General features: G+C 68.3%; 23 protein-coding genes. 3 read left to right on the forward strand and 20 right to left on the reverse strand.

Features of this window, described 5'->3' with window-relative positions:
* Nucleotides 1-14: 14 nt before the first annotated feature.
* The 6 genes from OH802_RS03215 to OH802_RS03240 form a co-directional block, all read right to left on the reverse strand.
* Entirely contained in the window at nt 15-851 is an 837-nt protein-coding gene (locus OH802_RS03215) for a PadR family transcriptional regulator (RefSeq protein WP_406025039.1), read from the reverse strand.
* A 154-nt stretch (nt 852-1,005) separates the two neighbouring features.
* Nucleotides 1,006-2,271 carry a mechanosensitive ion channel gene (locus tag OH802_RS03220; protein ID WP_406025041.1) on the reverse strand — a complete coding sequence of 422 codons (1,266 nt, stop codon included), beginning with the start codon at nt 2,269-2,271 and terminating at the stop codon, nt 1,006-1,008.
* A 201-nt stretch (nt 2,272-2,472) separates the two neighbouring features.
* Nucleotides 2,473-4,404 carry a M3 family metallopeptidase gene (locus OH802_RS03225; RefSeq protein WP_406025043.1) on the reverse strand — a complete coding sequence of 644 codons (1,932 nt, stop codon included), beginning with the start codon at nt 4,402-4,404 and terminating at the stop codon, nt 2,473-2,475.
* Between the two features lie 69 nt (nt 4,405-4,473).
* Nucleotides 4,474-4,836, reverse strand: a complete 363-nt coding sequence (locus OH802_RS03230; RefSeq protein ID WP_406025045.1) for a YciI family protein — start codon at nt 4,834-4,836, stop codon at nt 4,474-4,476.
* 98 nt (nt 4,837-4,934) lie between these two features.
* On the reverse strand, nt 4,935-6,173 hold the full coding sequence (locus OH802_RS03235; RefSeq protein WP_406025047.1) for an RNA polymerase sigma factor: 1,239 nt from the start codon (nt 6,171-6,173) through the stop codon (nt 4,935-4,937).
* 7 nt (nt 6,174-6,180) lie between these two features.
* Nucleotides 6,181-6,555, reverse strand: coding sequence for a YciI family protein (locus OH802_RS03240; RefSeq protein WP_406025049.1), 375 nt, complete (start codon nt 6,553-6,555; stop codon nt 6,181-6,183).
* A 150-nt stretch (nt 6,556-6,705) separates the two neighbouring features.
* Here OH802_RS03240 and OH802_RS03245 point away from each other — a divergent pair, with 150 nt between their 5' ends.
* Complete coding sequence (locus OH802_RS03245; protein WP_406025051.1) at nt 6,706-8,028, forward strand: MFS transporter; 1,323 nt, start codon at nt 6,706-6,708, stop codon at nt 8,026-8,028.
* On the opposite strand, the gene OH802_RS03250 is transcribed toward OH802_RS03245, so the two are convergent.
* From OH802_RS03250 to OH802_RS03280, 7 genes are all read right to left on the reverse strand, one after another.
* Nucleotides 7,957-8,838, reverse strand: coding sequence for an alpha/beta fold hydrolase (locus tag OH802_RS03250; protein WP_406025053.1), 882 nt, complete (start codon nt 8,836-8,838; stop codon nt 7,957-7,959). The two genes, OH802_RS03245 and OH802_RS03250, sit on opposite strands and share 72 nt — an antisense overlap.
* Nucleotides 8,839-9,020: 182 nt before the next feature.
* Complete coding sequence (locus tag OH802_RS03255) at nt 9,021-10,088, reverse strand: glycosyltransferase family 2 protein (RefSeq protein ID WP_406025055.1); 1,068 nt, start codon at nt 10,086-10,088, stop codon at nt 9,021-9,023.
* A gap of 56 nt (nt 10,089-10,144) precedes the next feature.
* Nucleotides 10,145-11,503 carry a purple acid phosphatase family protein gene (locus OH802_RS03260; protein ID WP_406025057.1) on the reverse strand — a complete coding sequence of 453 codons (1,359 nt, stop codon included), beginning with the start codon at nt 11,501-11,503 and terminating at the stop codon, nt 10,145-10,147.
* A 104-nt stretch (nt 11,504-11,607) separates the two neighbouring features.
* Nucleotides 11,608-12,516, reverse strand: coding sequence for a pseudouridine-5'-phosphate glycosidase (locus OH802_RS03265; protein WP_406025059.1), 909 nt, complete (start codon nt 12,514-12,516; stop codon nt 11,608-11,610).
* Nucleotides 12,513-13,451, reverse strand: coding sequence for a carbohydrate kinase family protein (locus OH802_RS03270; protein WP_406025061.1), 939 nt, complete (start codon nt 13,449-13,451; stop codon nt 12,513-12,515). Before OH802_RS03270 ends, OH802_RS03265 begins: the two co-directional genes overlap by 4 nt.
* 94 nt (nt 13,452-13,545) lie before the next feature.
* The gene (locus OH802_RS03275; RefSeq protein WP_406025063.1) at nt 13,546-14,814 is read right to left on the reverse strand and encodes an alpha-hydroxy-acid oxidizing protein; all 1,269 of its coding nucleotides are present in this window, start codon (nt 14,812-14,814) and stop codon (nt 13,546-13,548) included.
* A 111-nt stretch (nt 14,815-14,925) separates the two neighbouring features.
* Nucleotides 14,926-15,570, reverse strand: coding sequence for a TetR/AcrR family transcriptional regulator (locus OH802_RS03280; protein ID WP_406025065.1), 645 nt, complete (start codon nt 15,568-15,570; stop codon nt 14,926-14,928).
* 72 nt (nt 15,571-15,642) lie between these two features.
* Between OH802_RS03280 and OH802_RS03285 the strand changes: the two genes are divergently transcribed.
* Nucleotides 15,643-16,533: a sterol desaturase family protein gene (locus tag OH802_RS03285; RefSeq protein ID WP_406025067.1), complete on the forward strand. Its 891-nt coding sequence runs from the start codon at nt 15,643-15,645 to the stop codon at nt 16,531-16,533.
* A 60-nt stretch (nt 16,534-16,593) separates the two neighbouring features.
* On the opposite strand, the gene OH802_RS03290 is transcribed toward OH802_RS03285, so the two are convergent.
* From OH802_RS03290 to OH802_RS03320, 7 genes are all read right to left on the reverse strand, one after another.
* A complete protein-coding gene (locus OH802_RS03290; protein ID WP_406025069.1) occupies nt 16,594-17,208 on the reverse strand; it encodes a hypothetical protein in 615 nt (204 codons plus the stop codon).
* Nucleotides 17,205-18,005: an HAD family hydrolase gene (locus OH802_RS03295; RefSeq protein ID WP_406025070.1), complete on the reverse strand. Its 801-nt coding sequence runs from the start codon at nt 18,003-18,005 to the stop codon at nt 17,205-17,207. Before OH802_RS03295 ends, OH802_RS03290 begins: the two co-directional genes overlap by 4 nt.
* A complete protein-coding gene (locus OH802_RS03300; protein WP_406025072.1) occupies nt 18,002-18,514 on the reverse strand; it encodes a GNAT family N-acetyltransferase in 513 nt (170 codons plus the stop codon). The genes OH802_RS03295 and OH802_RS03300 overlap by 4 nt, the downstream gene beginning before the upstream one ends.
* A gap of 14 nt (nt 18,515-18,528) precedes the next feature.
* Complete coding sequence (locus OH802_RS03305; protein ID WP_406025074.1) at nt 18,529-19,386, reverse strand: HAD family hydrolase; 858 nt, start codon at nt 19,384-19,386, stop codon at nt 18,529-18,531.
* Nucleotides 19,383-20,654 carry a serine--tRNA ligase gene (gene serS / locus OH802_RS03310; protein ID WP_406025076.1) on the reverse strand — a complete coding sequence of 424 codons (1,272 nt, stop codon included), beginning with the start codon at nt 20,652-20,654 and terminating at the stop codon, nt 19,383-19,385. The genes OH802_RS03305 and serS overlap by 4 nt, the downstream gene beginning before the upstream one ends.
* A 52-nt stretch (nt 20,655-20,706) precedes the next feature.
* Nucleotides 20,707-21,399: a peptidoglycan-binding protein gene (locus tag OH802_RS03315; protein ID WP_406025078.1), complete on the reverse strand. Its 693-nt coding sequence runs from the start codon at nt 21,397-21,399 to the stop codon at nt 20,707-20,709.
* 100 nt (nt 21,400-21,499) lie between these two features.
* Complete coding sequence (locus OH802_RS03320; RefSeq protein ID WP_406025080.1) at nt 21,500-23,713, reverse strand: calcium-binding protein; 2,214 nt, start codon at nt 23,711-23,713, stop codon at nt 21,500-21,502.
* A 157-nt stretch (nt 23,714-23,870) separates the two neighbouring features.
* Here OH802_RS03320 and OH802_RS03325 point away from each other — a divergent pair, with 157 nt between their 5' ends.
* A complete protein-coding gene (locus tag OH802_RS03325; RefSeq protein WP_406025082.1) occupies nt 23,871-25,442 on the forward strand; it encodes a YegS/Rv2252/BmrU family lipid kinase in 1,572 nt (523 codons plus the stop codon).
* The last annotated feature ends 86 nt before the right edge of the window (nt 25,443-25,528 follow it).

Below are 25,528 nucleotides of genomic sequence, written 5' to 3' on the forward strand. Positions count from 1 at the left end.
GTCGTTGGCGGGCATCAGGGCTTCGGGTCGGGGCCGGGCTCGCCGTCCTCGGACTCCTCGACCTCGTCGATCTGCTCGGCGGTGACGGTGTGTTCGTCGTCGCCGGCCGCGAGGATGCCGTAGAGCTTGCGCCGGGTGTCGGCGAGGACGTCGGCGGCGGCCTGGCGCTGGGCGTCGGTGCCGGAGGTGGCGAGCTGCCACACGGCCGGGAGGACCTGGGCGAGCTCGCCGCCGAGGACTCCGAAGCCGGCCAGGTCACCCAGACCACCGGGACCACCACGGCCGCCGCGACCCTGGCCGCGGGCGTCGTCGACGGCCTTGTCGAACGGCGTCCAGACGGCTGCCAGCTCGTCGGCGTGCTCGGTGGCGTAGGTCTTGCCGGCCTCGGTCAGCCGGATCGCCCGGCGGCCGTGCTCGTCGTCGGACTCCACGAGACCCTCGTCCTCGAGCTGCTGGATGGTCGGGTAGACCGAGCCGGGGCTCGGCCGCCACTCACCCGAGCTGCGCTCGGAGATCTGCTGGATCACCTGGTAGCCGTTGATCACCTGGGCCTGCTCTGCCGCTTCGGCCATCACGTAGATGATCGCGGAGCGTACGTCACCACGACGGACCCGGGGACCGGGCCGCTGCGGGGGCTGGTTCTCGAAGCCGAGCAGCGCCGCGATCCACGGCGGCGGACCAGCCGGTCCACGACCGCGACCGTGGTGGCCGCCCTGCCAACCGGGACCGCCAGGTCCGCCCCAACCGGGACCGCCCTGCCAGCCATGGGAGCGGCGCGGGCCGCCCTTGCCGAACTCTCGACCCATCTGGTCGATCCACTCACCCCAAGGGTTGCTGTTGTTGTACGTCATCAGGTTTCTCTCCAACTTTCGGAAGACTAGATCGCGTTCCTTCGCGATATATCGTGATCTTACGCTGGAGATCAGACCGATTCAAGTCAAAAGCAAGGGAGCCCCCGAAGATCCGGGGGCTCCCTGAGTCAGACCCTGAGGGTCGTGAGTGCGATCAGACGCCGGGCGTCTGCGGCGGCGTCGGGTTCTGAACGGTCGGCGTAGCAGCAGAACGCGCGCCACTCTCGGCCTGGAGCCGCTCCAGCTGCCGGGCGGCAGCGTCGCGACCGCCGAGTCCGAACGCGAGCGCCGCAGCAGCGGCACCACCGACGACCACGGCACCGAAGCCGAGGTTGATGATCGAGTCGGCAAGCCCCATGAAGCTCAGCCCGATCGCGACGAAGAGCACGATCGTGGCGTACTTCAGGATCTGCGACACCGATCCCGGGACGATCTTCGCGAGCACCGAGGCGATCAGGACACCGGCAGCGATGATCGCACCACCGAAGACGACCCGGCCACCGAGCTCGAGAACCTCGGCGATGAACGCGGTGATCTGCGGGAACTCCAGCATCTGCGCCGCCATCACGGCGAAGAAGAGCACGATGCCGATCTGGATCACCTTGGTGACGATCGGGGTCGCGCTCTGCCCCTGCGGCAGCACGTCCATGGAGTGGAGGGCCCGGTCGAAGCCGAGCCCGTCGATGAGCTGACCGAGGATGTCGGCGGCGAAGCGGGCGATGACCACCCCGATGCCGAGCAGGATCGCGGCAGCGATGATCTTCGGGATCGCGGCCAGGATCATGGCGAGCATGAGCTCGGCAGGCCGCGAGATCGAGCTGATCCCGAGAATCTGCAGAGCGGCGATGGCCACCACGATCATGATGATCGCGTAGAGCACGAGACCGATGACCTTGATGATCTGCGCGGCCGTATTCGAGGGCGGAGCCGACGCGTCGTACGGGTCTGCGGTGGCGTCCACGCCCACCGTCTTGTCAACCTGGCCGGAGAGCTTGCTGCCACTGCCGATCCACTTGTCGAACGGAACCGCACCGAGTGCGGTCTCGACGAGCTGGCGGACGACCTTGGCGACGAGCGCACCGATGATGAAGACGAAGACCGCTCCGATCACGTTGGGCAGGAAGCCCAGCACGCCGTCGAGCAGACTCTTGATCGGGTCCAGCACAGGGCTGAGCTCGAACAGGTCGAGCAGCGCGATCAGACCGAAGAGCCACACCAATAGCGCGGCCACGGAACCGAGGCTCTTGCCGATGCTGTCCCCGTCGCTTCCAGCCTTCTGGAGCAGCGGGATCTTGGAGGTCAGCTTCGCGAACGCCCAAGCGACGATCTTCGCGATGATCCAGGTGACCAGGAGGATGACGATCGCGGCGGCCACTTTGCCACCGAGACCCACCCAGTCGATGTCCTTCACGGCATCCATTTGTCTCTCCCCTCAATAGGGTTTTCGGAGGAGGTGCCTGAGATCGACGTGCAGCCCGAGTGATGCGCGCAACAGGCACCCCTGCTCTTAGAGACGTTCGTCCAGTTGGAGCCGTGAAGCAAGTTTGGCGCTCCAGCGGACGCAAATCGGGAAATGATTTACAATCTGGCGCCTGCTGTAACCACTGGCTTGAAACGTGCCCTAAGAGACCAACCAGGCCGCGTACGCATCGAAGGAGTAGGGCCGGCCGAGGAAGTCGGCAACCAGGTCGGCGGCGTCCTTCTCGCCGCCGCGGGCGAGCACCAGATCGCGGTAGCGGCCCGCCACCTCGGGGTCGAACAGGTTGGCACGGTCGAAGGCGCTGAACAGGTCCTTCGCGATGACCAGCGACCACATGTAGGTGTAGTAGGCCGAGGAGTAGCCGCCCAGGTGGCCGAAGTTGGCGAAGAAGTGGGTTCCTTCGATATAGGGATAGGGAGAGTAGGCCGCTTGGAGCTCCTCGAGCCGCTTGGTCAGGTCGTCGGGCTGCTCCTTGTGGAACCAGTAGGAGATCGCGGCATAGAACATCTGCTGCCGGGCGTGGTAGCCCTTGCCGAAGTCGTCCGCGGCCCGCATCCGCGCGACCAGGTCGGCCGGGATCGGCTCGCCGGCCGCGTTGGTGGCGAAGGTCTGGAGTACGTCGGCGTCCCAGGCCCACTCTTCGAGCATCTGACTCGGCGCCTCGACGAAGTCCCACTCCGTCGCGACCCCGGAGAAGCGCGCCCACTCGCCCTGGCCGCCGAGCACGTGGTGGATCAGGTGGCCGAACTCGTGGAAGAGGGTCACCACGTGGTCGTGCTCCATCAGGCCGCGGGAGAAGTTGCAGACCAGCACGCCCGCGGGGAGCTGGCGGCCCTTCACGCCGGGGGCGAGGTCGAACTGCGCGGCGTGCTTGTACTTGCCCTCGCGTGGGTGGAGGTCGAGATAGATCCGGCCGAGGGGCTCGTCGCCGTCCTGCTGATAGACGTCGAAGATGCTCACGTCCTCGTGCCAGGTGACGACGTCGGAGACCGGTTCGTAGCGCAGTCCGAAGAGCCGGCCGGTGACGTCCAGCAGGCCCTGGTGCACCTTCGCGAAGTCGAAGAACGTACGCACCACCTGGCTGTCGACGTCGTACTTCTCCTGCCGCACCAGCTCCTCGTAGTAGAGAGCGTCGGCAGCGGAGACCGCGCTGGCGCCGGGGACGTCGCGGTCGTAGCGATCGAGGAGCACCTCGAGGTCGCGCTTCATCCGCCCCTCGGCGGCGCCGGCGATCTTGTCGATGAACTCCGGGATCGCCGGTCCCTCACCGATCATCTTCACCGCGGCGTCGAAGGCCGGCCAGTCCTCGTAGCCGACCAGGTTGGCCAGCTCGTGACGCAGCGCGAACATCTCCTTCAGGACCGCTTCGTTGTGCGGCCAGCCGCGCTCGAGCCCGGCCACGGTGACGGCGCGACGGATCGCGGGATCCTTCACGAACATCCGGGCGGGAAGCGCGTCGGGGTAGTCGGTGGTGATCTCGACGAGTCCCTTGTCGTTGACCGGGTGCGCCTCCAGCCAGTCGGCCGGCATCCCGTCCAGCTGCTCGGGCGTGGCCAGGGTGATGCGTACGTCGTCCCGGGTCACCCGGGCGAACTCGAGGTTGAGCTCGGTGAGCCGTTCGTTGATCTCGGTGAGCCGGGCCCGGGTGGCGTCGTCACGGTCGACGCCCGCGCGGGTGAAGTCCTGCAGCGTCTTCTCCAGGAGCCGCTTGGCCAGCGGGTCGAGCGAGTCCGTCTGGTCGGCCGGGAGGTCCGCGAAGACGCGGTAGAGCGCCTGGTCCTGGGTGAGCTCGGTGCGCAGCCGGTCGACCTCGACCTCGGTGTCCTCGCACGCCGTACGGACCGTCTCGACGGGGTGCACGTTGGCGAGCAGTCCGGCCAGGCCGCCGAGCGAGCCGAGCTCCAGGGACAGCTCGTCCCAAGCCTTCAGCACCTCGATCGCCTCGCTCGGCGGCGCGGTCCGCAGCTGCTCGGCCAGCTCCCGCACGTGGGTCAGCGTCGCGGACGTACGCTCCTTGACCCAGCTCTCCGCGGCTTCGGTCTCGGGCAGGGCAAGCGGCTCTGGCGTCGTCATGCGGCAAGCCTGCCACGACCTGAAACGCTTCGCCGCCGAGATCCGGCGAAGCGTTTCAGGTGCGTACGCTCACTCCTCCGATCGGAACATGTCCGGGAACCGATGGACTTCTTGCGGCCAGTCGAGCGCGACCGTCAGCCGACCCGCCCAGTAGCGCGCCGCATCCTCGTCGGGGGCGTCGATGACGCAGAAGCCACCGAGGTGCTCCTTGGTCTCGACGTACGGGCCGTCGGTGAAGACCGGTTCGCCGTTGCTGGCCTCGACGCTGAAGAGCGCGGTCGAGGCATCGAGCGCTCCGTTGCCGTAGACGAAGACACCTTCGGACTTCATCTCCTCGATCACGGCCGTCGAGGTGTCGCGCTTCAGCTTCAGCTCCTCCATCGTGTGCTCGGGAACCCACTCGTCGTTGAACACGATCAGGTACTCAGGCATGCGTATCGTCTCCTCGTCTCTGGGGCAGTCCGGTGACCGCCGCTCACTCCTTCTACGAACGCACCTGCGCCGATCCGACAGCGTCGCACGAAATATCTTCAACTTCGTCCGAGCTGGTCCCGGCGTCTGGTCAGCAGCGCGACCTCGGCGGCGTTCTCGGCGAGCTCGATGGCCTTGTCGTACGCCGCACGCGACTCGCCGCTGCGGCCGAGTCGGCGCAGCAGATCGGCTCGGGTGGCGTGGAAGGCGTGGTAGTCGTCCAGGCCGAGCCGGTCGATCTCGGCGAGCGCGACCTCGGGGCCGTCCAGCTCGGCGACGGCGATCGCCCGGTTGAGACGGACGATCGGTGAGCCGTCGACCCGGATCATCTGGTCGTAGAGCGCGACGATCTGGGACCAGTCGGTGTCGCGGGCGTCGCGAACCGAGGTGTGGACGGCGTTGATGGCGGCCAGGATCTGGTAGCGCCCGGGCCGCGGGCCACCGTTCGCGACGACCTCGAGCCGCTCGCGCACCAGCGCGTGGCCCTCGGCGATCAGCGCGAGATCCCACGAGCCGCGGTCCTGCTCATCGAGCCGGACCAGCTCGCCGGTCGCCGAGATCCGAGCCGTACGCCGCGCCTCGATCAGCAGCATCAGGGCCAGCAGGCCAACGACCTCGCCGTCGTCCGGGAGCAGCGCACGGACCAGCCGGGTCAGCCGGATGGCCTCGAGGGTCAGGTCGCCGCGTACGGGATTCTCGTGGTCGCCGGAGGAGAGGTAGCCCTCGTTGAAGACCAGGAAGAGGACGGCCAGGACGCCCGAGACGCGCTCGGGAAGATCGGCTGCCTCGGGGACCCGGTAGGGGATGTGAGCGGCCTTGATCTTGGTCTTCGCGCGGGTGATCCGCTGGCCCATCGTGGTCTCCTGGACCAGGAAGGCGTTCGCGATCTCGGGCACGGTCAGGCCGCCGACCATACGCAGCGTCAGCGCGATCCGCGCCTCGGGTGCGAGCGCGGGGTGGCAGCAGGTGAACAGCAGTCGGAGCCGGTCGTCCTCGATCGCGCCGAGAGGCTCGTGCGGGGTGTCATCGTGCATCGCGACGGCCTCCTTCTGCTTGTCGTCACGCTTGGACTCGCGGCGGATCCGGTCGATCGCGCGGCGGTTGGCGGTGGTGGTGAGCCAGGCGCCCGGGTTAGGGGGTACGCCATCGAGCGGCCAGCGCTCGACTGCGACCGTGAACGCCTCGGCCGCGGCCTCCTCGGCGATGTCGAGGTCGCCGAAGCGCTTGGCGAGGCTGGCGACCACCCGTGCCCACTCCTCTTGGTGGGCCCGGGTGATCGCCTCGTCGATATCCGTCAACGGCAGCTCACGCCTCGGGGCCGGTCTGCATCGGGCGCACCTCGACCTTGCCGAGGCAGGCCGCGGAGGCCTCGCCGGCAAGCTTGAGGGCGACATCGAGGTCGGGGACATCGATGATCCAGAAGCCCGCCATGTACTCCTTGGCCTCTGCGTAGGGGCCGTCGGTGATGACCGGCTTCTCGCCCTGACCGTCGACGACGGTCGCCGTCTTGGCGGCATCGAGGCCGTCGGCGAAGACGAAGTAGCCCTCCTGCTGGAGCTTGTCGTTGAACTTCCCGGTCGCCTCGAACGACTTCATCATCTCTTCCTCCGAGGCGTAGCCGTAGTTCTCCTTCTCGTAGTCCGAGTCGGGACCCCAGACGGACATCAGGTACTTGGCCATGGTGCTCACTCCTTTGTGTCGGACGGCCTCGGTGGCCGCCTCTCACCCTTGCTACGAACGTCTACACCTCGATCCGACACCTCACATCAGAATTTCTCCAGGTAAATTCATTCGCTTAGCATCGTTAACCATGTCGAAGACCGCACAGCGATGAGCATCAGCGCCAAGCTCAAGGGTGCCGTCGCGGACACCCGCCCCCTGCAGGAGCCACACTTCCGGCGCCTGTGGATCGCCGGGATCATCACGATGATCGGCGCCCAGCTCACCGTCGTCGCGGTGCCGGCCCAGATCTACGCGGACACCGGCTCCTCGGCGTACGTCGGGCTGACGGGTGTCTTCGGACTCGTCCCGCTGATCGTCTTCGGTCTCTACGGCGGCGCGCTCGCGGACCACTTCGACCGGCGTACGATCCTGATGGTCTCGACCACGGGGCTGATCGGCACCAGCGCGCTCTTCTGGCTCCAGTCCGCGCTCGGCAACACCAACGTCTGGCTGCTGCTGTGCCTCTTCTCGGTCCAGCAGGCCTTCTTCGCGGTCAACCAGCCGACCCGGAACTCGCTGCTGCCCAAGATCCTGCCCGCGCACCTGCTCCCGGCCGCCAACTCGCTCAGCATGACGGTCTTCCAGGCCGGCGCGATCGCGGGACCGCTGGTCGCCGGCGTGATGCTGCCGTTCACCGGGTTCACCTGGCTGTACGCCATCGACACCGTCACCCTCTTCGCGACCCTCTACGCGGTCGTGCTGCTGCCGAGGATCCCCGTCGAAGGCGCCGGCTCGAAGGTTCCCGGGCTGCGCTCGGTGTGGGACGGCTTCGCCTACCTGCGCCATCAGCCGGTGCTGCTGATGAGCTTCGTGGTCGACCTGATCGCGATGGTCTTCGCGATGCCGCGGGCGCTGTTCCCGCAGATCGCCCACGAGTCCTTCGGCGGCCCCTCGGAGGGCGGGATCGCGTTCGCGCTGCTCTTCGCGGCGATCCCGGCCGGCGCGGTGATCGGTGGGATCTTCTCCGGCTGGGTCTCGCGGATCGAGGCCCAGGGGCGCGTGGTCATCTACTGCATCGGCGTGTGGGCCCTCGGGATCACCCTGTTCGGGCTCACCGTCGCGTTCGCCGAGCTCGCCGTTGACAAGCGCAGCACGGCCCTGATGCTGGGGCTCGCCGTGTTCTTCATGATGGTCGCCGGCGCCGCCGATGTGGCCTCCGCGGCCATCCGGATGTCGATCCTGCAGTCGGCGGCCGACGACAACGTACGCGGCCGGCTGCAGGGGGTCTTCACGGTCGTCGTCGCGGGTGGCCCGCGAGTGGCCGACGTCCTGCACGGAGGCGCGGCAGCCGTGGTCGGCACCGCGATCGCGACCACCGGAGGTGGCCTGCTCAACCTCCTTGGGATCGCGGTGTGTGCGCTACTCGTCCCGAGCTTCCTCGCGTACCGGGTCAACCGGACCGCGACCACCGAGCACGAACTCACGAAGTAGCCCGGCGAGCAGCTCGGGCTGGTCGATCGGCACCAGCGTGGAGGAGTCCTTGACGATCTCCAGCCGGGCGTCCGGATAGTGCGCGACCAGACGCGGACCGTGCTCGGCAGGCATCATCGTGTCCTGGTCGGCCCAGACGACGAGCACCGGCTTGGTGAACTTCTGCTGACCCTCGGCCAGCTCGAGCAGCTCGTCGCGACCAGGAGCACCGCCGGCGAACTTGATGAAGTCGCGGCGGATCGCCCGGTCGGTCAGCGCCGGCGCGAACCAGCCGTGAACGAGGTCGTCGTAGAGGTGGTAGCTCTTGTCGACCGACATCCCGCCGTAGCCGGAGCTCATCTGCCGGAAGCTCTCCATGCGGAGCAACTGAAGCGCGGCGGTGAACAGCGGCGGCACCTTCGAGAGCACCGCCAGCGGCTTGGCCGCCTTGGGCGGGTAGTTGTCGAAGGCCTCGCACGCCACCAGCGCCAACCGCGCGATGCGGTCGGTGCGGTCGGCGTTGATGAGGAACTGGCCACCGCCCCAGTCGTTGAGGACGAGGGTGACGTCGTGGAGGTCGAGCGCGTCGAGGAAGTCGCCGAGGATGCTCGCCACACCCTGCTGGCTGAGGTCCGCGTCGGGCCGCATCGGCCGCCGGTGACCACCCAGCGGAAGTGTCGGCCGGATCACCCGGAAGCCGCCGAGGTAGGGCAGCGCACGGCGCCACAGACGGCCATCCATCGGCACTCCATGGAGGAGTACGAGGACAGGGCCGTCACCGCCGGTATCCTCGAAATCGATCGGACCGGCCGACAGCTCGACGCTGGGCATTCAGTGGGCTCCTCGAAGCAATGACGTGGGGTGCCCACACCTTGCCCCCCGGGGAACAGGCGTGCAACGGGAATCGCCCAATTCCCTACGCATCTGGGTATATCGCAGGTCTTAAGTCCCTGAGCCACTAGGGCCGTGTTATACGCCCCAGGGCTTTCCGTTGGAGGCCGACAGGGAGGTGCTCAGAGCCCGACGGGCAGGTCCTCCGCAGCGGCGAATACCTCGATGCCCTTGGCCGGGCCACGCTCGTCGATCGTCTCGATGAGGGCGGCGAGGTCGTCGCGGCGGTCCTGCGAGACCAGCCAGGCCATCAGGCGCTGGCCACGCGGGACGGTGGTCTCCTCGAAGGGGACGCCGGCGTCGTACCAGAACTCGAGGACGGCGCCGCGCAGCAGCGACCAGTAGCGGTCGGGGTCCTCGGTGGTGGGGTTGACGGCCGCGCGGAAGTGCTCCCACATGTCGATCGGGAGGATCTCGGTGCGCAGCGTACGCATCAGCTTCGCCGAGCCCGAGCCGGCCACGAGCTCGACGGTCTGGCGCTTGGTCGTGATCCGCTCGAGCAGGTTGGCGATCTGGGCGCGCTTCTGGGTCGCGGAGGAGAAGTCGGAGCGGACCCGCCAGTCGTAGACGACGTCGGTGAGGATGTCGAAGTTCCTGGCGGCCAGGAACGCCTGGGTCAGGGCCACCTGGTCCTGATAGCGGGTGCGCTCGGGGAAGGTGATCTCGTTGTCGGTCCAGAAGGAGCGCCGGAAGATCTTGTTCCACACGAACACGTCCGCGAGCATCAGCGGGGCGTCCTCGATCCGGCATCTGAGTCGTGTCCGGGTGTGGTTGCGGCGCATCAGCGGGGTGACGTACCTCCGCTCCTCACCGTTCACGAGGGTGATCCGCTCGGCGGAGCCGACGACGAAGTCGGAGCCCGTACGCCGCAGCGTCTTCACCATCGAGCTCCAGGCGTCGCGGGGCAGGATGTCATCGGGGTCGACGAAGGTGAGCAGGTCACCGCTGGCGGCCTCGATCCCGGTGTGACGGGCGATCGAGACACCGGAGTTGGGCTGCGAGATCAGCGTGACCCGAGGGTCCTTCGCGGCGATGTCCTTGACGATCTCGGCCGACCCGTCGGTGGAGCCGTCGTCGACGACGAGCACCTCGATGGCACAGACCTCACGCAACGGCTGATGAAGGATGCTGTCGAGGCTGTCGGCGACGTAGTCGGCCACGTTGTAGACCGGCACGACGACGCTGAGCAACCTCGGCTTCCTCCTTCTGAATCCCCCCACGCGCATCAACTCTAATTGGGTGCGCATCAACGCGACCTAGCGATGGTGAGCGTGTCGACCTCGGAGCCGTCGGTGGCGATGACCTCGAGGTCCAGCCTCGCCTGCCCGTGGGCGTCGCGCGGGTGCGCGTCGAAGAAGGCGACCGAGTGGGTGGCGTCGCCGACGGCGCGGTAGGTCGTCGGCTCGGGGATCTTCAGGCCGTTCTTGTCCGTGTAGTAGGAGAGCACCGGCAGCACATCGGGATAGGTCGAGCCGCCACCGCCGCCGGCGGTGATGTAGATCGTCCCCTCGTTGGTGCTGACCGTGGAGCCGCGCGGCGCCTCCTGGACCGGCTTGCCGTCGCGCATCAGGTGGGTGCGCTCGTAGCAGTGGTTGTGGCCGTTGATCACGACGTCGACCTGATAGCGATCGAAGAGCGCCTCCCAGCGGTCGCGGATGCCGCCGTCCGAGGCGTGCGCGATGTTGGTGCAGTAGGCGCACTGGTGGAAGCCGACCAGGATGAAGTCGATGTCCTTGCGGGCCCGGAAGTCGGCCAGCCGCTGCTCGAGCCAGCTGTCCAGCGTCTCGCCGAGGTAGCCCGCGTTCCGCGTGTACTCGTACGTCGCGTCGTTGCCGTCGAGGGCGATGAAGGCGACGTTGCCGCGGACGAAGGAGTAGGTCTCCTGTCCGCCGCCGGCGCCGTTGCCGGGGTGACGGAAGCGAGCGCGGTGGCCGTCGTAGCCGAGCTCGCCGTTGCCGTTCTCCATCTCGTGGTTGCCGACGACGGTCATCCACGGGATCGCGTTGGCGCTGGGCTGGATCTGGGTCAGGAACTCGTCCCAGACACCGAAGTCCTGCTGCGTCTCCCGGCTCTTGCCCTGGCCACCGGTGTCGGCGTACGCGATGTCGCCGACGACGAACGCGAACTCGGCGCGCTGCTGACGGATCAGGTTCACGTTGCGCGCCGCGTCCTCGGCCACGCCCATGTCGCCGAAGGCGGCGAAGCGGAAGGACCCCGTGGTCTTCGGGGCGGTGGTGAACGAGCCCCTGGTCGCGGTGCCCCCGTCGTGGCTGAGCCGGTAGTAGTAGCGCGTGCCCGGTCGCAGGTCGCTCAGGTCGACGTGGTGGTAGACGCTGTCGACGCGGATCGAGGAGAGCGACTCGGGTCGGAGAGTGAGCCCGTAGTCGGGCGTCACGCCCAGGTCGAGCCGCGGCGCCTGCACCGACCCGGCAGTCGACCAGGAGACGTTCATCTGCTTGACCGGGTTGGCGCCGTACGACAGATGTACGCCGGTGGCCGGTGCGGCCGACCTGGCCGCCTGCGTCCACAGCACTGGGCCGGCGACCACACCGGCACCACCGATCAGGCCGGCCTTGAGGAAGGTGCGCCTGGAAGGGGCCGTCATCGTCGGGCCAATGTGGGGGCTATCGGTCACGGGAGGATCAACGCATAGGTAGGCGAGACGTTAGGCCACGTGCAGTGTCGCCCGGGTGAACGAGTGGTGAGGAATTAGGCACTCGCGGCATGGGATGCTGCCATTTGGGCGCCGAAGGCTGCGTTGTCGCGCACCAGCGCGATGTTGGTCGCCAGCGAGTCGCCGCCGGTCAGCTCGACGATCCTGGCGAGCAGGAACGGGGTGATGTCCTTGCCGTGGATGTCACGGGCCTCGGCGTCGGCGAGAGCCTGGTCGATGTGTTTCCCGATCACCTCGGCGGGGATCTCGTCGGCGGCCGGGACCGGGTTGGCGACGACCAAGCCGCTGGGGAGGCCGAGCTCCCAGGTGGCCTTCATGACCGCGGCGGCCTCGTCGGGGCCGTCGATGCGCAACGGCGCCGCGAACCCGGAGCTGCGGGAGTAGAAGGCCGGGAACTCGTCGCTCCCGTTGACCAGGACCGGCACCCCGTAGGTCTCCAGGGTCTCCAGGGTCAGACCGATGTCGAGGATCGACTTCACGCCGGCGCTCACCACCGCGACCTGGGTGCGGGCGAGCTCGGTCAGGTCGGCGGAGATGTCGAAGGAGGTCGCCGCGCCCCGGTGTACGCCACCGAGCCCGCCGGTCACGAACGTCCTGATCCCGACCATGGCCGCCAGGCGCATGGTGGCCGCGACCGTGGTCGCGCCGTGGAGGCCGCGGGCGACGACGTAGGGAAGGTCGCGGACGCTGACCTTGGTCACGTCGGGGTCGGAGGCGAGGAGCTCGAGGTCGTCGGGCGACAGTCCGGCACGAGGGATGCCGTCGAGGAGCGCGATCGTGGCCGGGACGGCGCCGTTGTCGCGCACGATCTGCTCGACCTCGGTGGCCATCTTGACGTTGTCGGGATAGGGCATGCCGTGGCTGATGATCGTCGACTCCAGCGCGACGACCGGGCGGCCCTCGGCGAGCGCGACCCCGACCTCTTCGGTGAGCCGGACCTTCACGCCAGCTCCCGGACGAGGCTCTCGCTGAGGTCCATCCGGACGGTGTCATGGGTGCCGCAGGTCAGCGCTGCCGCGGCGTGCCCGAACCGGGCCGCCGCGACCAGGTCGACGTCTCGGAGGAGCTCGTGGGTGAACGCGGCGAGCATCGCGTCGCCCGCGCCGGTGACGTCGACGACGTCGGTCGGCACGGCGGGAAGCTCTTGGTAGATGTCGTTGTAGCTGATCACCGAGCCGCGGGCGCCGAGGCGCACCCAGACGACGCCGACACCGCGGTCGTGCAGCGAGTGGACGGCCTTCTCGATCTCCGCGTCGGTGCCGGCGGGCAGGTCGGTCAGCGCGGCCAGCTCTGCCTGGTTGGGCGTGACCAGATAGAGCTCGCGGTCGGCCCGGATGAGCTCGCGCGCCCGCCTCGCCTTCGGCACCGAGACCGGGTCGAACACGACGGGCACGTCGAACTCGCGGGCCAGGTCGATCGCCACGTCGGCGGTGCGGACCGGGATGTTGCCCTCGACGAGCACACCGCGAGCACTCTTGATCAGGTCGCGGGCCGCCTCGACGACCAGCGGGGAGAACTCGTCGGTCGCGGCCATGTCGGCCACCGCGACCACCAGCTCACCGGAGGAGTCGAGCACGGCGTTGTAGGTGCCGGTGCGTACGTCTGCCCGGCGTCGGACGTAGGTGCAGTCGACGCCGACGTCCTCGGTGTAGCTGATCACCTCGTCGCCGATCGGGTCGTCGCCGACGACCGAGACCAGCGCGACCGAGTCGCCCAGCCGAGCGAGGTTCTCCGCGACGTTGCGGCCGACCCCGCCGGGCGAGAGACCGGCGGATCCGGACATGCTCGACCCCATCACCACCTGCTCGTGTGCACGAGCGTGGAGATCCATGTTGGAGCCGCCGATCACGACGATGTCTGGCGGAGATTGCGGGTTCATCACTTGAATCGTAAGTGGGGTACACAGATCGCGCCCCCTCATAAAGTATGAACTTGGCACGGCCGAGGCGTGTCCCTGCTCTCACCTGCTCTCCTCAGCCGAGGAGCTCGCGGCCGATCTCTTCGACAGAGCGGCAGCCGACGAGGCCGAGGGAGAGGTCGAGCTCGGCGATCATGTGCTCCAGGACAGCCTGGACGCCGGCGGCACCGGCGAGGGCGAGGCCGTAGACGTAGGGGCGGCCGAGGAGGACCGCGTCGGCACCCAGGGCGAGCGCCTTGAGGATGTCGGCGCCGGAGCGGATGCCGGAGTCGAAGAGGACCGGGATGCGGCCGTCGACCTCGTCGACGATGCTCGGCAGGGCGTCGATGGAGGCGATGGCTCCGTCGACCTGGCGACCGCCGTGGTTGGAGACGATGATCCCGTCGACGCCGTGCTCGAGCGCGCGCCGGGCGTCCTCGGGCGCCTGGAGTCCCTTCAGCACGATCGGCAGGTCGGTCATCTCCCGCAGCCGGTCGAGGTCGTCCCAGATCAGGTCGGAGCGGGAGAAGACGTCGAGGAAGGTCTCGACCGCGGCTCGGGCGTGACCGGAGCGAAGGTTGTCGACGAGCTTGCCGGGATGGTGCTGGGCCATCGAGGCGACCGCGGTGAGCGCCGAGGGGATCTCCCGGAGCCCGGGTCGCACGCTCGTCCCGCTGCCGCCGGAGAGGCGCTGCTCGACGAGGGCACGGAAGGCGGGATCGGACGTGTACTGGGCGATCCCCAGCCCCCGCGCGAAGGGCAGATAGCCCAGATCTAGATCACGCGTACGCCACCCGAGCATGTGCGTGTCGAGAGTGACGACCAGCGCGTCGGAGCCGATGGCCTCGGCGCGGCGTACGAAGGACTCGACGATCGTCTCGTCCTTCGACCAGTAGAGCTGGTAGAGCCGTGGGGTGTCACCCAGGTCCATTGCGACCTCCTCCATCGGGACGGAGGCCTGGGTGGAGATCACCATCGGGATGCCCGTCGCGCGGGCCGCCGCGGCGACCTCGTGCTCGGCGCGAGGATGGGCGAGCTCGAGCACGCCGACCGGGCCGAGCATCAGCGGCGCCGGCATGTCCACACCGAACAGCGTGGTGCGCAGATCGCGGCTCTCGACGTTGGTGAGCATGCGCGGGACCAGCCGGAAGTGGTCGAAGGCGGCGGTGTTGGCGGCGACGGTGCGCTGCTGGCCGGCTCCGCCGTCGACGTACGCCCAGGCCTCCTTGCTCATCGCCCGCTGGGCGGCCGCGGCGAGCGCCGAGGGCTCGGTCGGCACCACGGGCCGGTGGCCGAACAGGCCCTTGCGGAAGATGGCCGACTGGAGATCTCTGCCGATACTCACGCGCGTAGGCTACTGCGTTCCGCCGGTCCTCGGCCCGCAGATACGACGGGGAGTTCTGCAGGGGTTACGCGGCAGTAACTCCTGCAGAACTCCCCGTCGTACCTCGCTGACTCAGCCCGCGCTGAGATCCACGGCGAGGTCCGCGGGTAGCGCGGCGCCGGAGATCGCGATGATCAGCCGATGACACCGCTCCGTCATCTGAGCGGGCGTGACCCCGGGATGGTCGAGCCACCAGGTGATCAGCGCGTCGACCGCACTCATCCAGACCGCGGTCAGCGCGGAGGCGTCGAGGGGATCATCATCACCGACGAGCCTCATCAGCTCGCCGACGCCCTCGACGGCGAGGCGGGTGATCCGGTCGGTGTAGACGGCGCGGGCGGCCGCCACCTCACCGTCGTCGGGCGCTGACGGGTCGAAGAGGAGCCGCCACAGCCACGGCTGCGGCTCGAGCGTACGGAAGAGACCGTCGAGGGTGCGCAGGCCACGCTCGACGCCGACCGAGTCGTCGGCGGCGACCCGCTCCATCTCGGCGGCGAGCGTCTCGGCGCCGTAGTTGAAGCTGGCCAGGAAGAGGCCCTCCTTGGAGCCGAAGTACTGATAGACCAGCGGTTTCGAGATGCCGGCATCGGCGGCGATCCCGGCGACCGACGCCTTGGCGAACCCCATGGTGCCGAAGACCTCGCAGGCGGCCCGCAGGATCTGCAGCTCGCGGTCGGCGCGCGGGACGCCCTTGGTTCCAGCGTTGGCCCGTGACATGTCCAAGAGTCTAGCGGCGGCATATGACCTTGAGGTAACTTACTCGAAGGTCATATCCCCGGGAGGTCCCCCATGAACGACATGCTCGACCCGTTGAAGAACCCGTTGACGTACGCCATCCCGTTCTTCGTGGTCTCGATCCTGATCGAGCTGGCGGCGCTGAAGTGGCTCGACCACGACGACAACCTGGCCGGTTACGTCTTCAAGGACGCACGCACCTCGATCCTGATGGGCCTCGGCTCGATCGTGTCGATGACCGTGTTCAAGGTGCTGACCTTCGCGGTCTACGCGGCGATCTTCGCCTACGCGTCGCTGTGGCAGATCCCGGAGACGTGGTGGGGTCTGGCGATCTCGGTCGTGGTCGTCGACCTCGCCTACTACTGGAACCACCGCTTCGTGCACCGGACGAGAGTCGGCTGGGCGGCCCACCAGGCGCACCACTCGAGCGAGTACATGACGTTCGCGACCGCGCTGCGACAGAAGTGGAACCCGTGGTTCGAGTTCTTCTTCTTCCTGCCGCTGCCGTTCCTCGGCATCTCACCGGCGGCGATCTACATCGCCTTCTCGATCAACCTGATCTACCAGTTCTTCGTGCACACCGAGACGATCGGCAAGCTCTGGCGGCCGCTGGAGCTCGTGCTCAACACGCCGTCGCACCACCGCGTCCACCACGGCTCCGACCCGGAGTACCTGGACAAGAACTACGCCGGCATCCTGATCATCTGGGACCGCCTCTTCGGCACCTTCCAGCCCGAACGGCAGCGCCCGACGTACGGCCTGACCTACAAGGTCGACACCTACAACCTCCTCCGGCTGGAGTACGGCGCCTTCCGGGAGCTCTGGACCGACGTACGCAGCGCCGACGGCTGGCGGCTCAAGCTGAGCTACGTCTTCCGGCCGCCGGGGTGGGCGCCGGAGGCTGATCCTTCGTCAAGGTATGCAGATCAGGGCACACATCCCTAGCGGAGCTCCGCATGGGATGTGATCCTTCGCCTGCATACCTTGCCGAAGGAACGGACCCGATTACCCGGCCTTCCGTCGCCCGAGAATCATCACGATGATCAGGCCGAGCAGGCCGACGACGACGAGTACGACGCCCGGGGCGGCGACCTCGACGAGCTTCTGGCCCTCGGGAGACGCGGGCTCGCTGAAGCTCACCTGCTGAGGCTCGGGGGCGATCACCTCGGGGAACTCCTTGGCGATCTCGGCCTGGAGCTTGTCGGTGTATTCCTCCACGCGCGGCGCGCTGCCGGCGGCGAGGATCGTGTCGCCCTTCTTCTGCACGAAGAAGTAGTAGTCCTCGTTGGCGGTCAGCGACTTCTTCTGGCACACACCGGGGTTGAGCGCGACGTCGAGGCTGCTGCCGCCGGTGACGCCCTTGAGCGCCTTGACGACGGTCACCGGGTAGACCACGGGGCCGCCCTTCTTGGTGGCCTTGCCGGGGCCGGTCACCCGCGCGTGGAAGACCAGCGGCTCCTTGACCGCGTCGCTGAGCTCGAAGGCCGGGCACTTCGCGGGAGCCGTGACGGGGGCTGCCGAGGCGGGTGCGGGGCTCGTCATGACCACCGCTGTCACCGCAAGGGCGAGGGCAGCGAGGAACTGGGGGACGCGGCGCATGGCGAAGATCAAACCAGTCACAGGCCGAAGACTCCAGCCAGGACCCGCGCGACACCGTCATCTTCGTGCCCGGGCGCCAGGTGCGACGCGCACGCGACCACGCTCGGATGGGCGTCCGCCATGGCGTACGAGGTCCCGGCCCAGTTCAGCATCGGCAGGTCGTTGGGCATGTCACCGAAGGCGATCACGTCCGAGGCGGAGATGCCGAGCTCGGTGCAGACCAGCTCCAGCGTGGAGGCCTTGGTGACCCCGGGAGCGCTGATCTCGAGCAGCGGGAACGACGAGTGGGTGACGTTGACGCGATCGCCGACGACGGCCGCCGCGGCCGCGAGCAGCTCGTCGGCGTCGTCGTGGTCGTCACGGCGGGCGAGCAGCTTGATCAGCGGCTCGTCGGCGAGCTCCTCGATCGTCGCGACGCGCCTGGCGGGACGGAGGGCGTCGGAGGTGTGGGTCGCGAACTCGGGCTCGCAGGACCACCCCTCGAGCGACTCAGTCGCGAAGACCAGTCCGGGCACGCTCTCCTTCAGCGCCGCCGCCACCTCGGCGGTCAGGGCCGGCTCGATCAGCCGGGTGAGCCGGGGCTGATCGGTGGCGACGTCCCAGACCAGGGCTCCGTTGGAGACGATCGCCAGCCCGACGCTGCCGATGTGCTCGAAGAGCTCCCGGGTCCAGCGCAGCGGCCTCCCGGTTACGAAGATGACCGGCACGCCGATCTCCTCGAGCTTCACGAGCACGCCACGAGTGAAGTCCGAGACCGAACCGTCCGCTCTGACCAGGGTGCCGTCGAGGTCGGTGGCGACGAGCTTCGGCGTCCTCATTCTTCCATTCTGCCACCGGGCACCGGCCTGGCCATCACCAGATGCCCGTCCTCGTCGGCGCCACGCAGCTCGGTGAACCCGCACTTGGCGAGCACTCGGAGGCTGGCGGCATTGGTGGGCTCGACAGAGGCCCGGATGCGTACGCCCTCTTCGTCGGCGCACGCCAGCAGGCCCTTGAGCGCCTCGGTCGCGAAACCCCACCCGCGTGCCTCTTCGATCAGGCCGTAGCCGACCTCGGTCTCCGGGGTGCCGTCAGGGGCGGTGTCGGGCGGCCCGAAGAAGCCGATCGAGCCGAGCACGGTCCCGTTGCGCATGATGTAGCGGGAGCTCCACCGGTCGCCCTCGACCCACATCGTCGCCGCATCGCGGTCGTCCTCGCGCGGGAACTGCGGGTGCCAGCTCTGCGGCCGCCCGATCCCGCCGTCGGGATCGCGGATGGCCTCGACGTCGGCGCGGGTCCACAACGGCAGCGTCAGCCGCTCCGTCGTGACGGTGTTGGGAAGAGTCACGAGCGCTGAGACTTTCAGAACCAGCGGGAGAGTTCCAGCGCCGCGCCGTCGTCGGCGACGTGGGCCGTCACCGCGTCGGCCACGGCCTGGACGACGTCGGGGGCGTTGCCCATGGCCACCCCGCGACCGGCCCACTCGAGCATCTCGACGTCGTTGCGGCCGTCACCGATGGCGAGTACGTCGGCCGGCTCGAGGTCGAGCTGGTCGCAGACGTAGGAGAGGCCTGATGCCTTGGAGACGCCGACCGGGGTGAGGTCGAGCCAGGCGGTGTAGCCGACCACGTAGTCGATGCCGTGCAGTCCCAGCTCACGGCCGAGGGCGAGGAAGTCCTCCGGTGTCGCGTCGGGATCGCGGATGATCACCCGGGAGACCGGCTCGGCGACCATCTCGTCGATCGGAGCGATCAGATGAGCACCGTCGAGCTCGCCCTCGGGGAACGGCCGGTTGAACCGGTAGCCCAGGCCACGGTTCTCGACCGCGACCAGCACGTTCGGCCGTCGTTCCAGGATGTTCTCCACCGCCGCGCGGGCGTCGAAGGTCTCCTCGTGCACCACGTCGACCGGCGGGTAGCGGAGCACCACCGCCCCGTTGGAGGCGACGATCCACAACCGCTCCGCGCCCTCGTCCGGAAGCCCGAGCAGGTCGGCGATCCCGGTCATCGAGTGGGCCGAGCGACCGGAGGAGAGCACCACGTGGGCGCCGGAGTCGTAGGCCCGGCGGACCGCGTCGCGCACCTTGTCCGAGAGAGCCTCGGAGGTCGTGCCGGTGCCCTCGATCCAGCGCAGCAGGGTGCCGTCGATGTCGAGCGCGACGAGCTTCGGCTGCCAGGCGGCCTCACCGGGCCGGGCGGTGGTGCTCTCGGTCGTGCTCACTTCTGGATCGGCTCCAGGACCTCGCGACCGAGCCATTTCTGCAGCGCCTTCGGCACCCGCACCGAACCGTCGGCCTGCTGGTGAGTCTCCAGCACGGCGACGATGGCGCGGGTGATCGCGGTCAGCGTGCCGTTGAGGGTGGCGACCGGGGTGGTGCCATTCTCGGTGCGCGCCCGGATGTCGAGGCGACGTGCCTGGAAGGTGGTGCAGTTGGACGCCGAGGTGAGCTCACGGTACTTCCCCTGGGTGGGGATCCACGCCTCGCAGTCGAACTTCCGCAGCGCGCTCGGACCGAGGTCGCCCGCGGCCACGTCGATGACCTGGTAGGCGAGCTCGAGCTTGTCCAGGAAGGCCTTCTCCCACTCGAGGAGACGCTGGTGCTCGGCGTACGACTCCTCGACGGTGGTGTAGACGAACATCTCCACCTTCTCGAACTGGTGGACCCGGATGATGCCCTTGGTGTCCTTGCCCGCCGAGCCGGCCTCCTTGCGGAAGCACGACGAGAAGGCGGCGTAGCGCCGCGGGAGGGTGTCGGGGTCGAGGATCTCGTCGGAGTGGTAGGCCGCCATCGGCACCTCCGAGGTGCCGACGAGGTAGAGGTCGTCGTCCTCGATCTTGTAGACGCCGTCGTCGACCTGGTCGAGGAAGCCGGTGCCCTCCATCGCCTCCGGGCGCACCAGCGCGGGCGCGATGACCTGGGTGAAGCCGGCCTCACGGGCCTGCTCCATCGCCAGGTTGATCAGCGCGAACTCGAGCTCCGCGCCGACCCCGGTCAGGAAGTAGAAGCGGCTGCCCGAGACCTTGGCGCCTCGCTCGAGGTCGATCGCGCCGAGCAGCTTGCCGAGCTCGACGTGGTCACGCGGCTCGAAGCCCTCGGCCTCGAAGTCGCGCGGCTTGCCGACCTTCTCGATCAGGACGAAGTCGTCCTCACCGCCGGCCGGGGCGTCGTCGGCGAGGTTGGGGATGGCCTTGAGAGCCTTCTTCCACTCCTCCTCGGCAACGCCCTGCGCCGCCTCGGCCTGCTTGACCGCGGCCGCGAGCTCCTTCACCTCAGCGAGCAGCTGCTGCTTCTCCTCGCCCTTGGCCTGGGCGACCTTCTTGCCCATCTGCTTCTGCTCGGCCCGCTTGGCCTCGAAGTCCGCGATCGCCGTGCGCCGGGCGCTGTCCGCGGACAGCGCCCGGTCCACCACGTCGGAGGACGCGCCACGGCGCTCCTGCGAGGCACGTACGCGGTCGGGGTCTTCGCGGAGGATGCGCGGGTCGATCATGCGGCAAGGCTAGTCGACTGGACCACCAGATCTCACTTCAGTAATCGGCCGGTCACCAGTAGACCGGGCTGGTCTTGCCGCACGGGCGCAGCCACGAGCGGTAGACCGTCCGGTTGGGGAAGTCGTAGGCGTAGGAGTCGTTGGTGAAGTAGGTCCCGCCGGTGTAGGTGATGTAGGCGGCCGACGTCGGGTACGTCTTCGGGAACCCGCTCGGGTTCGACGCCGTCGAGCGCGAGCCCTTGCTGGGGATCGAGCCACGGATCAGCGGGTTCGCCAGGGAGCCGCTGGTGGTGATCGTGGCCTGCTGCCACCCGGTGCTGCGCTTGTTGGTGACCGTGTAGCGGATCGACTGGCCGCCGCGGACGATGACGCAGGCGTACCAGTTCGCGGTCGAGGTCGAGGAGACGATCGTGCCGGCGCCGGACATGCCCGCCTTGATCTTCGACCAGGTGCGCGACCCGACGATGCCGTCCGCCGACAGCCCCTTCGCGCTCTGGTAGTCCTTCACCCGCGCAGTCGTCGCGGACCCGAACGAACCGTCCGGCTCGAGCCCACCGAGCACCTTCTGCAGTAGTGTGACGCAGCTGCCGGTGTTGCCGGGACGTACGGTCTTCGGGCTGCTGATCGTGCAGCTGACCGCGGCCTCCGCAGGCGCCGTGCCCGCGTCCACGGCGACCAGTCCGCCCGTTGCCACAGCTGCCGCCGCGAGCAGGCCGCCCATGCGCAACCGCACCGATGTCTTCACTGTATGGATCCCTCTCGATTCATGTGTTCGGAACTCGAAAGGGGCAGTGTCGCGAACCGGTGCTGCCGCCCGAACCCGTACCTCTCCCGTACCTCCGGGGCTACGGAATGCGTACGCGCCGCTCGACCGACGAGCTGCTGTCGCTGCCCGTGCCACCGTCACCGTAGTCACGGCCGTAGCCGCCGTAGAGACGATCGTTGCCCGAGTGACCGTAGAGCGAGTCGTTGCCCGAGCCGCCCTCGATTCGGTCCGAACCGCCGAGACCGAGGAGCTTGTTGGCCCCCGAGTTGCCCCGCAGGACGTCGGCGTAGTTCGTGCCCGTCACGTGCTCGAAGGTCAGCAGGCGATCCGCGCCCGCCCCCGTCGACTGCACCGATGTCGTGTTGAGCGCGACCTTCACCCCGTTGCGTACATTCGAGTACTCGACGGTGTCGGTGCCCGAGCCACCCTCCGCGCGGTCGTTTCCGAGGCCGGGGAAGATCGTGTCACTGCCGGCTCCGCCAAGAAGTACGTTGGCGCCACCGTCGCCGATGAGGCGATCCGAGTAGGGGCTGCCCGTCAGGTTCTGCATTCCCACGAGCGTGTCGGTGCCGCCACCCCCGGTCGCACGGGACATGGTCGCGGTGACGCGGTTGTCGGCAGTGGCGTAGGACGCCGTGTCGATGCCGGTGCCGCCGTTCAGCGAGTCGTCGCCTGCGTTGCCCGCGAGCAGATCGTCGCCGCTGTCGCCGCGCAGCGAGTCGGTGTTGTTTCCGCCTTCCAACGTGTCGTTTCCGCTGCCACCCTCGATCACGTCGTTGCCGGCGTCGCCCTTCAGCCGGTCGTTGCCGCCACCGCCGAGGATCCGGTCGTTGCCAGAATCACCGACGACGGTGTCCGCGCCTTCTCCGGCACTCACGGTGTCGCTGCCGGGGCCAGGCTTGATGGTGTCGTTGCCGTCTCCGGCGTCGATGCGGTCAGCGGACCCGACGGTGGGGCTGTAGTAGTCCTCGTCGCCGTAGATCGCGTCCGCTTCTCCCCTGCCGTAGATCGAGTCGAGGCCGGAACCGCCGATCAGCTCGTCCTTGCCGGATCCGCCTTCGATGAGGTCGTTCCCAGCGCCACCCCTGATGTAGTTGGACTCCGCGGCCCCGAAGATCTTGTCGTCCCCCGCGTCACCGTTGGCGGAGAGCGACGTAGATCCTCCGTAGATGGTGTCGTTGCCGTTGCCGCCGTTGGCGTCGCCACCGATCGCTCCAACACTGATCGTGTCGCTCCCGTCGCCGCCATATGCAGCCGAGCTCACACTGCCGTCAAGAGTGATCGCATCGTCCCCGAGTCCGCCGAACACGCGTGCGGCGCCGTCGCCGGTGCTCAGAACGTCGTTGCCATCGTCGCCGCTGATCAGGTCCAACGCACCGTACGGTCCGCCGGTGATTGTGTCGTTCCCCCCGTCGCCCCAGAGCTCGTCGTAGTCGGTGGACCCGCCGCTCCGATTGCCGATGAAAGTGTCGTCGCCATCACCGCCGTGGACGATGTCCTCACCGGCACCGTCCTGGAGTGTGTCGTTCCCGGCTCCGGCGTCGATCCGATCGTTCCCGTACGAAGCATCGATGACGTCGTCGCCACTGGTGCCGGCGATGACATCCGCGTAGTTCGTCGCGCTGACTGACTCAAATCCCACAGCCGTCGCGCCCCAGTTCGAGGTGCCTGTGGACATGTCGAGGTCGATAGCGGCGCTCGAACCGCCGAGGTAGAAGACATCGATGGCAGCGTCGTCCGACCCGCCGTCGAGGACGTCGCCCTCGGAGCTCCCTGCCTCGGCGTGGATACGGTCCGCTCCCGGCCCTCCACGGGCAACGTCAGCGCCGTCCCCGGAACTCACGGACGGCCTCAGGAGGTCGTTGCCTGCGCCACCGTAGATCGAGTCGCTGCCGCCTTCGCCATAGATGATGTCGCTGGCATCGCCGCCGTAGACGATGTCGTTACCCGCACCACCGCGAATAGCGTCGGACCGCGACCCGGTGTTGCTGTAGATGACGTCGTCGCCGGCGTCTCCGTAGATGGTTCCGACACTGGAGGTCTCGCGCATGCAGATCACGTCGGCGCCTCCCAACGCGTGCACGCTGCTATTGAGGCCTTCCGCGAGCACGATCACGTCGTCACCCTCGGTGGGCGCCTGACCTTCGACGCTGAGGTCGACGGTGACGGGCTTGCCGCCGCACTCACCTTCTGCCGCGGCGGCGGAGCCGGCGAGGAGGCCGCCGACGCCGAGGGCGACGGCGGGGACGGACAGGAGCCCGAGGAGGGCGTACGAGGAGGCGCGAGAGCGCATGAGAGACCTCACAACGACGAGGGACCGAGGGGTGCCGGCGCCGACCCGAATCATGCGCGGAGAGCGAACGGTAGCGCTCTCAGTCATGCCCCGCCCGCGGTTTTGTCCAGCCCGTTCATTCACTGTGTGGAAGACGTATCGCGCATACTGACTCACCGTGCTTGACCTTTCGCGCCGTGCCCTGCTGCTCTGGGCGGCTTCGCTGTTCGCTCTGTGCGCCCTCATCGGGATCGCGGGGATCAACGGGTGGCCCCCGGTCTCGACGATCGACGAGCTCGGCTGGGACGCGACGGCGGTGACCGCGGAGAACGGCTGGATGCTCGACTTCTGGCACGTCGTCGAGGTGGGCACCGAGTGGTATCTCGCTGTCGGCGTCGCGCTCCTGGTCGCCGCGGGACTGTTCCGGACGTACCTGCGCGCCGCGGTCTACGTGTTCGGCGTCGTGGTGATCACCCTGGTCGTACGCCGCGCGGTGGTGCTGCTCGTCGACCGGGACCGGCCCGCGTGGCAGCTGGCGTCGTGGTTCCACGAGTCACCGTCGTACCCGTCCGGTCATGCGACCGGGATCGCGGTGCTGGCGGGCGTGATCGCGGTGGTCGTGACGATGTTCGTACGCCGCCGCGGCATCCGCCGCCTGGCCTATACCGGCCTCATCGTGCTGGTCGTGCTCGTCGCCGCCGACCGGGTCTTCCTCGGACGCCACTACCCCTCCGACGTGCTCGGCGGGATCCTCTTCGCTGCCGGCGCCGTCTTCCTCGGCATGGCGCTCTACACGCCGCTGCCCGCCTCGCACGCGCTGGGACGTCGGCCGCTGGTCGACTCGGTGCGTGGCAACCGGAAGATCGCGGTCGTCCTCAACCCGATCAAGGTCGAGTCGGTCGAGCATTTCAAGACGATGGTCAACACGATGGCCAAGGAGTCCGGCTGGAAGACGCCGACCTGGCACCTGACCACGGTCGACGACCCGGGCAAGGGCATGGCGCTGGCGGCCCAGGCGGAGGGCGCCGACCTGGTCCTCGTCTGTGGCGGCGACGGCACCGTACGCGAGGTCTGCTCCGCACTGGCCGGCACCGGCATCGCCGTGGGGATCGTCCCCGGCGGCACCGGCAACCTGCTGGCCCGCAACCTGTCGATCCCGCTCTACATCCGCGCCGCGATCGACGTCGCGCTCACCGGGCAGGACCAGGCGATCGACCTGGTCGAGGTCTCGGGCGACAACATCGAGGACACCAACTTCCTGGTCATGGCCGGGATGGGCTTCGACGCCGCGATCATGAGCGGCGTCAACGAGGACATCAAGAAGCGGATCGGCTGGATGGCGTACGTCCTCTCCGCCTTCAAGAGCCTGATGTTCCCGGCGATGCGGCTGGAGATCTCCGTCGACGACGGCGAGTTCACCAGGCACCGGGCGCGCACGGTCGTGGTCGGCAACGTCGGCTACCTCCAGGCGAACATGCCGCTGCTGCCGGCGGCCGCGCTCGACGACGGCCTCATCGACGTGGTGCTGCTCTATCCGCAGCGATTCTGGTCCTGGCTCCCGCTCGCGGTCCGGGTGCTGAGCAAGCGCCCGCGCACCGACAATCTGGTCAACCGGATGACCGGTGCCAGCGTCGTGATCCGGACCAACCACGACCAGCCGCGCCAGCTCGACGGCGACACGATCTCCGAGGGTCGCGAGCTCCGCATGCAGTGCCTCCCCGGGCGCCTGCTCGTCCGTGTGCCACGCTGACGGCCAGTCCCGATTCGGTCCCGAATCCAAACGACACGCGATGGGGCCGAACGTCCCGGGAATCAGGGTCTAAAGTCCCTCTTTCT

This window comes from Nocardioides sp. NBC_00850 (assembly GCF_045207335.1).
In the GTDB taxonomy this organism is placed as follows: Bacteria; Actinomycetota; Actinomycetes; order Propionibacteriales; family Nocardioidaceae; genus Nocardioides.

What these genes read in the sequence shown, in the direction of transcription:
- OH802_RS03215 (WP_406025039.1), bottom strand. Translation starts at nt 851, where the DNA reads ATGACGTACAACAACAGCAACCCTTGGGGTGAGTGGATCGACCAGATG.
- OH802_RS03220 (WP_406025041.1), bottom strand. Translation starts at nt 2,271, where the DNA reads ATGGATGCCGTGAAGGACATCGACTGGGTGGGTCTCGGTGGCAAAGTG.
- OH802_RS03225 (WP_406025043.1), bottom strand. Translation starts at nt 4,404, where the DNA reads ATGACGACGCCAGAGCCGCTTGCCCTGCCCGAGACCGAAGCCGCGGAG.
- OH802_RS03230 (WP_406025045.1), bottom strand. Translation starts at nt 4,836, where the DNA reads ATGCCTGAGTACCTGATCGTGTTCAACGACGAGTGGGTTCCCGAGCAC.
- OH802_RS03240 (WP_406025049.1), bottom strand. Translation starts at nt 6,555, where the DNA reads ATGGCCAAGTACCTGATGTCCGTCTGGGGTCCCGACTCGGACTACGAG.
- OH802_RS03245 (WP_406025051.1), top strand. Translation starts at nt 6,706, where the DNA reads ATGAGCATCAGCGCCAAGCTCAAGGGTGCCGTCGCGGACACCCGCCCC.
- OH802_RS03250 (WP_406025053.1), bottom strand. Translation starts at nt 8,838, where the DNA reads ATGCCCAGCGTCGAGCTGTCGGCCGGTCCGATCGATTTCGAGGATACC.
- OH802_RS03260 (WP_406025057.1), bottom strand. Translation starts at nt 11,503, where the DNA reads ATGACGGCCCCTTCCAGGCGCACCTTCCTCAAGGCCGGCCTGATCGGT.
- OH802_RS03270 (WP_406025061.1), bottom strand. Translation starts at nt 13,451, where the DNA reads ATGAACCCGCAATCTCCGCCAGACATCGTCGTGATCGGCGGCTCCAAC.
- OH802_RS03280 (WP_406025065.1), bottom strand. Translation starts at nt 15,570, where the DNA reads ATGTCACGGGCCAACGCTGGAACCAAGGGCGTCCCGCGCGCCGACCGC.
- OH802_RS03285 (WP_406025067.1), top strand. Translation starts at nt 15,643, where the DNA reads ATGAACGACATGCTCGACCCGTTGAAGAACCCGTTGACGTACGCCATC.
- OH802_RS03295 (WP_406025070.1), bottom strand. Translation starts at nt 18,005, where the DNA reads ATGAGGACGCCGAAGCTCGTCGCCACCGACCTCGACGGCACCCTGGTC.
- serS (WP_406025076.1), bottom strand. Translation starts at nt 20,654, where the DNA reads ATGATCGACCCGCGCATCCTCCGCGAAGACCCCGACCGCGTACGTGCC.
- OH802_RS03320 (WP_406025080.1), bottom strand. Translation starts at nt 23,713, where the DNA reads ATGCGCTCTCGCGCCTCCTCGTACGCCCTCCTCGGGCTCCTGTCCGTC.